The sequence below is a fragment of the Streptomyces sp. NPDC058240 genome, assembly GCF_042882135.1.
Lineage (GTDB): Bacteria > Actinomycetota > Actinomycetes > Streptomycetales > Streptomycetaceae > Streptomyces.
The window spans coordinates 1-7,699 of sequence record NZ_JBHVWT010000103.1 but is presented as its reverse complement, the minus strand read 5'-3'; the positions used below and the strand labels follow the sequence as shown (position 1 = coordinate 7,699).

9 protein-coding genes and 3 pseudogenes are annotated in these 7,699 nt (G+C 69.7%); 3 read left to right on the top strand and 9 right to left on the bottom strand.

Annotated elements, in window-relative coordinates; translation table 11 throughout:
* The first annotated feature begins 225 nt into the window (after positions 1-225).
* Positions 226-744, top strand: a complete 519-nt coding sequence (locus ACFVX4_RS41150; protein ID WP_389988354.1) for a hypothetical protein — start codon at positions 226-228, stop codon at positions 742-744.
* Here ACFVX4_RS41150 and ACFVX4_RS41145 read toward each other — a convergent pair.
* Positions 626-931 (bottom strand): annotated as a pseudogene (locus tag ACFVX4_RS41145) (transposase family protein); the annotation flags it as partial. The gene ACFVX4_RS41150 and the pseudogene ACFVX4_RS41145 sit on opposite strands and share 119 nt — an antisense overlap.
* Positions 932-1,009: 78 nt before the next feature.
* Here ACFVX4_RS41145 and ACFVX4_RS41140 point away from each other — a divergent pair.
* Positions 1,010-1,438 (top strand): hypothetical protein, encoded by a 429-nt coding sequence (locus ACFVX4_RS41140; RefSeq protein ID WP_389988349.1) that lies wholly within the window; start codon positions 1,010-1,012, stop codon positions 1,436-1,438.
* Here the strand turns inward: ACFVX4_RS41140 and ACFVX4_RS41135 are convergent.
* The 8 genes and pseudogenes from ACFVX4_RS41135 to ACFVX4_RS41100 form a co-directional block, all read right to left on the bottom strand.
* On the bottom strand, positions 1,381-2,004 hold the full coding sequence (locus ACFVX4_RS41135) for a hypothetical protein (protein WP_389988346.1): 624 nt from the start codon (positions 2,002-2,004) through the stop codon (positions 1,381-1,383). The two genes, ACFVX4_RS41140 and ACFVX4_RS41135, sit on opposite strands and share 58 nt — an antisense overlap.
* A 265-nt stretch (positions 2,005-2,269) precedes the next feature.
* Positions 2,270-2,590: a hypothetical protein gene (locus tag ACFVX4_RS41130; protein WP_389988343.1), complete on the bottom strand. Its 321-nt coding sequence runs from the start codon at positions 2,588-2,590 to the stop codon at positions 2,270-2,272.
* Between the two features lie 248 nt (positions 2,591-2,838).
* The gene (locus ACFVX4_RS41125) at positions 2,839-3,111 is read right to left on the bottom strand and encodes a DUF6225 family protein (RefSeq protein ID WP_389988340.1); all 273 of its coding nucleotides are present in this window, start codon (positions 3,109-3,111) and stop codon (positions 2,839-2,841) included.
* A gap of 157 nt (positions 3,112-3,268) precedes the next feature.
* Positions 3,269-3,697, bottom strand: a complete 429-nt coding sequence (locus tag ACFVX4_RS41120; RefSeq protein ID WP_389988338.1) for a DUF6083 domain-containing protein — start codon at positions 3,695-3,697, stop codon at positions 3,269-3,271.
* Positions 3,698-3,827: 130 nt separating this feature from the next.
* Positions 3,828-4,025: a hypothetical protein gene (locus tag ACFVX4_RS41115; RefSeq protein ID WP_389988335.1), complete on the bottom strand. Its 198-nt coding sequence runs from the start codon at positions 4,023-4,025 to the stop codon at positions 3,828-3,830.
* Positions 4,026-4,030: 5 nt separating this feature from the next.
* A pseudogene (locus ACFVX4_RS41110) lies at positions 4,031-4,276 on the bottom strand (transcriptional regulator); the annotation flags it as partial.
* A gap of 59 nt (positions 4,277-4,335) precedes the next feature.
* Positions 4,336-5,109: a LuxR C-terminal-related transcriptional regulator gene (locus ACFVX4_RS41105; protein ID WP_389988332.1), complete on the bottom strand. Its 774-nt coding sequence runs from the start codon at positions 5,107-5,109 to the stop codon at positions 4,336-4,338.
* Between the two features lie 31 nt (positions 5,110-5,140).
* Positions 5,141-6,838 (bottom strand): amidohydrolase, encoded by a 1,698-nt coding sequence (locus ACFVX4_RS41100; RefSeq protein ID WP_389988351.1) that lies wholly within the window; start codon positions 6,836-6,838, stop codon positions 5,141-5,143.
* A gap of 458 nt (positions 6,839-7,296) precedes the next feature.
* On the opposite strand from ACFVX4_RS41100, the pseudogene ACFVX4_RS41095 reads away from it, so the two are divergent.
* A pseudogene (locus ACFVX4_RS41095) lies at positions 7,297-7,638 on the top strand (helix-turn-helix domain-containing protein); the annotation flags it as partial.
* Between the last annotated feature and the right edge of the window lie 61 nt (positions 7,639-7,699).

The following is a 7,699-nucleotide window of genomic DNA, read 5'->3' as shown; positions in this document are numbered from 1 at the left end:
ACTCAACGCCTTCGACATCACCATCGACGGCCGGCTCTCCGCAGCACGCCAGTAACTCCAACAACCTGAGTTACACCGCTCGTTTGACAGACCCGCTGAGTCAGGCTCTCTCTCCGAATTGGTTGTGGCACTCCATCCGGGAGTGGGGCGAATTGACGGGTCCCAACGCACCTCGCCATTGCTGTCGTTGAACGCGCGGCCGTGCAGCCGCAGAGGGGGAAGCACATGATGGCAGTCTGGTGGGTGGTCGTACTGGGGGCCCTGGGCGTGTGTTGGACGATCTGGCGGCTCGTCCGGTATCCGGGTGGGTGGGCGTATGCGTTCCATGACGAACACCAGGAGGAACGGCAGGCTCTGGCCGATGCCCGCAGTGCCGTGCGAGAGCTGCGGGGCACAGCCCGTCGTGAGACGTGGCAGGCACGGACCGAGGCGAAGCGGGCCGAGTGGGCCTACCGGCGCCGGGTCCGCCGGGCGGAGTCCGAACTGGAGCAACTGCGCACACCGCACCGTGGAGCCCTCATCAGGCAGCTGGGCAAGATCGCCCTGCACGACCACTCGGTCCTCATCGCCGACGACGAACTGCAACTGGCTGGCATGCAGGTCCGGTTCGAGCTCGACAAATCCACGGACGTCTCGTATGTGTACCTGCCGGCTCGATCGCCAGGAGTGGCCGAAGCCACTGGACGACCCGGCATACGGTGGCCGGCGAACAGCCGAACAGCGGCGCGAGCTGCCGCATCGTGAGGTTCGTCCGGTGGTGGACGGCCACCAGCAGCACCGGATCCGCCAGCGGAGGGCGCCACGGCCTTCCCTCACCAGGCCCGTTCCCACCCCGCTCACGCACGACCTTCAGCAGCCACTCGAACTGCCGCATCCGCAGCCCGGTGAACGTTTCCACCCACAACGGCTCAGCCCGCAACACCCCACCCATACGGGAGGAATACCCGCTCCACAGCCTTCTGCGACACGCTTTAGGCTCTTCCTTGATTCGAACGGGAGGGGCGGAAGCATGGCGATTTGGGGACTGGTCATCGAGACGACCGTGGGTGTCGGGGAGCGCAAGCACGCGGAGGCGTACGTGCTGACGCACGTGGAGGGTACGCGCGAAGAGGCTCTGGAGGAGCTGGAGCGGCGTGCCCGGGGACATACGCCGGAGCACCCCAGGAGTCCGAAGCGCCGTCGGCTCTTCCGGGAAAGCGACGGCTTCCTTCTGGTGATCGACGGCGCCTGGCAGTCCTTCAGCACGCGGTTCACGGTGGCGGAGCTGCTGGACGACAGCGCCGCACCGACCCCGCCGTCGGCGGAGGCGGCCCCACCGGAGGCTGAACCGGATCCGGCGGACGCGGTGCCGCCTCCGCCCTCGACGCCGCCGGTGGAACGCTATGCGGACGGAGTGCCGATGCGGCCGACCTGGTGGGGCCGCACCGACCTTCCGTGACGGCTGATGCACCCCGCGTCGGGAGCGAGGTCTTCCAGCTCCAGGAGGTGGACCAGGGCCGCGGCGTCGTCCCGGCGCAGACCGTAGCCCGCGGCGACCTCCAGACCGAAGGTGAAGCGCCTCTCCAGCGACGGGAGCCTGCTGACATCGACCCGGTCGGCGAGGCGCAGTCCTTCGATGGCATCCCCGGCGGTCATCTCGACGGACACGGCGTGCAGTTCGGTGTTCGTCGGTCCGAAGACCGTGCGGAGCGTGTTGCTGCTGTCGCTCACCCGGCGGGCGAGAGGAACGGCCTTCGCGGCCAGCCGTTCCGGTGCCGCCCACGGGCGGCGCGCGCGGGCCTCGGCGACGACCGCGACGAGTTCCAGAGCGCCCCGGACCGCTGCGGCTTCGGGAGTGGCGGAGGTGCGGGCGAGCTGGTCCGCGGCCGCCATCGCAACATCGGCCGCGTCCGACTCCTGCCCCGGACCGGAGAGCAGTACGTGACCCCTGTTCCAGTGCGCAGCGGCGATGCGCAGCGGATCGTCCGCATCCTCGGCGGCGCGCAGGACCCGGTCGGCGACCATGAAAGAAAGGTCGGGACGGCCGGTTCTACGGGTGCAGGAACGCAGCAGACCGTAGAGGTCTGCTGGCTGCCCGCAGCACTTCGCAGCGGCGGCACCGGGCAGCCGCCCTGAGCCCGCTGGAAGCCGTCACGGAGGTGTAGCGCATGGCCTCCGGCAGACTGTCGGCGCGCTCTATCCGGCCCGCGGCTGACGCTGCCCAGAGCCGTCCCGGCGGACGCCCTTCCCCCGAGGGCTCCGCCGTGTCCGGCGACCACGTGTGTCCCGGTCAGGCCGCCTCCTTGGCCGGGTGGAATTCGCTGAAATCCACGTCCAGCCGCGTCTCGTAGGCGTCGGGGGTGACGGCGAGTTCGTGGGTGGAGTACTCCGCGAAGCCCTTGATGTGCTCGGTCAGGTACTGGGGAGACCTGGGCCAGTTCCTCTGGTTCCACCTTCCAGCCCTCGGCCTGTAGCCGGCGCACCGCGTGACGGTATTGTGGAAGATCACGCAGTTCACCATCAGCGCGGAGAACTTCACGTCCTTCTCCTGGTCGGCCGGCCCGCTCGTCGACCAGCCGCTCGAGGGCACGAGCCCGGCTGGCGTCGGCAAGGACACCACCTCGGCACGCGCCGCGCGCTCACGCAGTTCCTCCAACGCCTGGCCGCCGTCCCCCGAAGCGCTCTTCCGGCTTGCGGGCTTGGTCCCGGATCTGCCGCTGAGCGGCGGCTCGCTCCGCGCGTAGCCCAGCTGGCGATCTGCGTCGCCTCGTCTGCGCTGATACGGCCGCCCGCCTGGTCTGCCGCCCGGGTGCCGGCGTTGCTGAGCACCCGCAGCACGACTGAGACCTGCTGCGGGATTCAGTCGAGGATGTTGTACTCGCCGGCTGTCCAGTCGGCGAACAAGGTGATCGCATTCTCCATCTCGGCGCGCTCGGGTGTGGTGGAGGTGGCCGGCCACCAGTTCTCGACGTGGTGGGCGTCAACGAGGACGGATTCCCGGTACCCGTCGAAGTCGCCAGGGTCTTCCGCGACACCGATGTGGACGGGTGTGTCGTCGGGCAGGTCTTTGATGGCTTCGCGGAGCTGTGCCGCGTTCCATACGTGCGGGGCGTGGTCAAAGGTGTCGGCCATGGGCACAGGATGCAGGACCAGGCTCGGGGTCCTGGCGACGACACGACTGTGCCCCGGGCCAGAACGCTGATCCGGGGTACAGGGGGCCGGGATGAAGAACGCATCACCGGAGGTGAACGAACCCAGCCGCGCCACACAGCACCGGCTGACCCTGTGGTCAGCCGGTGCCGGAGAGGCCCCGGTCTTCGGGGAGGTTGAACAGGCGCTGTGCCCGTCGTTCGTTCTCCTGTCGGAGCGCGGTGGTCCAAGGCCAGGGGTCTTCGGGCTGGAGGTAGGGGCAGACCGTGCGGTGCGCGATCCGGCACTGGGTACCGGGGAGAGGTTCGGCGTCCCACAGGTTCATGGCGGCTCCGTCCGGGGTGGTGATCCAGCGCCGGCGCGGGGGCACGGTATGGGCGGGGACGATGATGCGGGGTTCAAGGAGAACCCAGTGGCCTTCGTAGTGGGTGGAATAGCGGTCCTGCGGGAGGTCGCAGAACGGGCAGTCCGGTGGGGCGGGCGGTCGTGGAGCGAAAGCGCCTTCAAGGAGGGCGTGGAACGCGTTGTCGGTACTGTCCGGACCTGATGTGCTTTCGGTGTCCCCCATGGTTCTCAGCGTCCGGACGGGCCGTCAGGGCGGGTAGGGCGCAATCCAGCCGTGCCGGATGGGGCACAACGGGATCACTGTGTTGTGGAGCGCCCTGTGAGGCGCACGTCGGCGCAGCGGTTCCGCGGCGTCAGGCTGAACCGGCGTACGCAATGGCCAGCACGGTGAGCGTGTGGGTGTCGTGGCCGAGAAGGATGACGGCGGTGACATGTCCTCGGGCAACGATACGGATGATGCCGTCGTCCTGCCCGTACGGCTCGGAATGGGCAAGCGGGCTTTCCTGGGCATCGACCAGAACGAGCGCGAGGTCGCGGCGGGCGGGCAGCATCCGCCTGCGAGCCCGGACCAGTCCTGCGCGCGGGCCAGCTCGATGTAGAAACCGCTGCGGCGCTCGGCCGGCAGATCAGCGGGCGGCTTCCACTCGGTAGCCATGCGCAGCGCGCGGTCGACGTGGTCGCGGCCAAGGCTGACAGCGACGGAGACTTCGTGGATCCGGACCGGGTCCGGGCCGAACGCGGCGCCGAGATAGACGCCCTCGCGCGCGACTTGATCGCCGAGCTGTCGGGCGTGCTTCAGGTGAATGCCGGCGCCGCAGGGACACGCCCGCGGTCCAAGCATTCTGCGCCGCCGGGCTCGCGTCAGCGGGAGGGTTCGATTCCCCAGGCGGCGGCTCGGGCGGCGGCGGCCGCTCGGTTGGGGAGGTCGAGCTTGGCGAGGATGTGCTCGATGTGGGTCCCTACGGTGCGCGGCGTGATGTGCAGCCGCTCGGCGATCTCCCGGTTGGTGCGGCCGGCGGTCAGTTCGGCCAGCACCTGGAGCTCCCGTGGCGAGAGTCCGCCAGGCCGCCGCGCATCCACGGCGGGGCCGGCTGCGGCGATCTCCCCGGGCGGCGGGCCCGCGCAGGGGCCGACGGCTGCGGCGAGGGCCTCGGTGAGCAGGGTGACCACGGCGCGCGCCGGATCGGGCGCGCGCCGCGGCCTGCGGGTGCTGACGTTCAGCATGCCGACGTACCGGCCGTCGGCGGCGAAAAGGCACTGGGCCACGCCGTCCTCGATGCCGAGCGGACACAACACCTCCTGGAAGCCCGGGGATGCAGCCAGGAGCTGCCAGGGGACGTCCCTGAGCCAGAGACCGCCTCGGGCCGGACTGCGGAGCACGGAAAACATCGGATCGTGGTGGAGACGGGTCTCGATGTAGGCCGTGGCTTCGTCCGGGTAGCTCCCGGCCAGGGTGGTGTGGCGCCGGCGTAGCGGGTCCCACCGGGTCAGGGAAGCGTGGTCGTACTCCATCACCTCCGACAGCGCCGCCAGGACCGTGTCGACGCCGGTCACGCCGCTCGTGGCGCTCCTGGCGGCCTCGCGGACGTGGACGGCCGCGTCCAGGATGTCCGCCGTACTCTGCTCCGCTGCCATCGTCCAAGGATGATCATGCGCCCGGAATACGTCAATCGCGAAGGGTGTCGTGCACGACCCGCCCGTCCATGACAGTGAGGACGACGGGCATCTCCGGGATGTCGTGGGGGTCGGCGGTGAGCAGGTCTCCGTCGAGCACACAGAGATCGGCGACCTTGCCCGGCTCCAGGGAGCCCTTCCAGTCGTCGGCGAAGTCCTGCCAGGCCGCGTCGATCGTGTACGTACGGATCGCCTCGGCCAGGCCGATGCACTGCTCGGGGCCGCTGACCCGGCCGGCGGCCTTCGACTCGCGCAGCAGCATGGTGGCGACGCCCTGGCGCCAGTCCGGGGACGTGACGGGGGCGTCGGACCCGCTCGCGACCCGCACACCGGCGTCGATGGCATCACGGTAGGGCCATGCGTACGCGGCCCGTCCGGCGCCGACGAACTCCTCCTCCATGTCGGCGACGGTCCACTTGATGGTGGGGTTCATGTTGACGCCGAAGCCATGTGCGGCCAGCACCTTCATGCTGTGTGCGGTGAGGAAGTCGCCGTGGATGACGTAATGGCGAGCGTCGGGCCGCGGGTGCTCGGCCATGGCCGCGGCGAAGGCGTCCGCGACGGTGTCGATGGCCCGGTCGCCAGTGACGTGCACGCCCAGTTGGTGCCCAGCGGCGTGGGCATACCGGATCATGGCGTCGATCTCGGCGGTCCGCTCGGCGTCGGTCTCGCCGCCGACACACAGGGAGCCGCAGCCGCCGCCGACGTACGGCTCGTGCATCCAGGCCGTCTTGTTGGGCACGATGCCGTCGGCGAAGATCTTGACCCCGAGGATCGCGAGGCGGCGCGGATCGGCATCGCCGGAATCGCCGAGGGCGACGAGGGTCCGGGTGAACTCCTCGGCGGTGCTCGCCATCCCGGTGGGCAGGAGCAGGACGCCGAGGCGGGCGGTCAGTTCGCCGTCGGTCAGCAGCCGACGGTAGACGTCGAGAGTCTCCGCACCGAGCGCGCCCCGCATGATGCCGTCGCCGCCGGGGCCGAGCCCGGGCTCGGTGTAACTGGTCACGCCGAGGCGGGCGAGCGTGGTGAGGGTCGACCGGATCGCGTCGGTCCGCTCCTGTCGGCTGAGCGGCGGCAGCGCGTTCTGGACGAGTGCTTGGGCCCCCTCGTGGAGTAGCCCGGTCGGCTCCCCGGCTTCGTCCACGACGATGGCTCCGCCGGGCGGCGCGACGGTGTGCCGGTCGATCCCTATGAGTTCCAGTGCCTTGGAGTTGACCCAGGTGGCGTGCCCGGAGAAGGAGTACAGGACGACAGGGTGGTCCGGGCTCACGGAGTCGAGGTCGCGCCGAGACGGCAGCCGCGACGCATCGGAGACACACTCGTCGAGGTAACCGGGGTCCCAGCCGTGCCCCGTGATCCACTGCCCACCCGGAACCCGCCCGACGGCCTCCCGTACCACCTCGGCCACGTCCGCGAAGCAGGATACGGCGGGATGCCCGAGGTCGAGGGAGAGCGGCGGCGTCGCCATGCCGAAGGCGCATCCGTGCAGATGGGAATCGTTGATACCGGGAAGCAGTGTCGCCCCTCGCAGGTCGACAACGCGGGTGCCGGGTCCGACGAGCGGCGCGACGTCGTCCCGCCCACCGACGGCACTGATGACCCCACCGGTCACGGCCAGGGCCGAGGCGACGGAGAACTCCGCATCGACCGTGACCACCCGCCCACCGAGAAACACCAGATCCGCATACATGTCCACAGAAGGGTCCTTTCAATGATCGGGTGCACCACGGCCACCCGCGAACGATCTCCCAAGGACTATGGCCACGCCCTCATCCCCCGCACATCGGTCATCCCACCGATACGCACTCTCGTAATGGCAGGCTGATGCCGTGTGCTCCGGATCGCGTCGGGCTTCGGGAACACGGTTGCGGGAGGCATAGCGGAGGCTTGGCCGGCACACATGTAACTCATCCACTGGCTCAAGCAGAACAAGCAGCCCCGCTGCCAGCAGATGAAGCCACTGCTCGACGCTCGCGCAGAGAGCACTCGGTGAGCGGCTTGGTGAGCCGTCGGCAAGTTGCCCTGGGACCTATTCGCCTTCCTGGACGACGCCTGCCGCCGGGGCGTCCTGCACCGGACCGGCCCGCGATCATCGTGAGCAGGTCGCTGGTGAGGGCGCTCACGAGCGCGCCGACGACCATCACCGCCGAGACCACCAACGGCGCCTGGCCCCGCGCACTGGGCGATCCGGTGACGGCCGCCGCCCTGCGGGCGCTGCACTCGAAACCGGCCGCACCGTGGAGCAATGACCGCCTGGCCGCAGAGGCGGGGGTTTCCCGTCCCACCCTGGCGCGCCGGTTCACCCCCCTGGTCGGCCGCCCTCCGATGGCGTACCTCACTTGGTGGCGCGTGATCCTTGCCGCCACCTTGCTCCGCGACGCCCAGGAAACCCTGGCCACCATCGCCGGCCGAGTCGGCTACGGCAGTCCGTACGCACTTTCCCACGCCTTCGAGAGTGAGGGGCCTCGCGTTTTCCGGACAGGCGTCTGACTGTCTATTTCACGCGGCGATTCGCAACTTCTCGTACTCGGCGTGGATTTCGCGCGGAGGG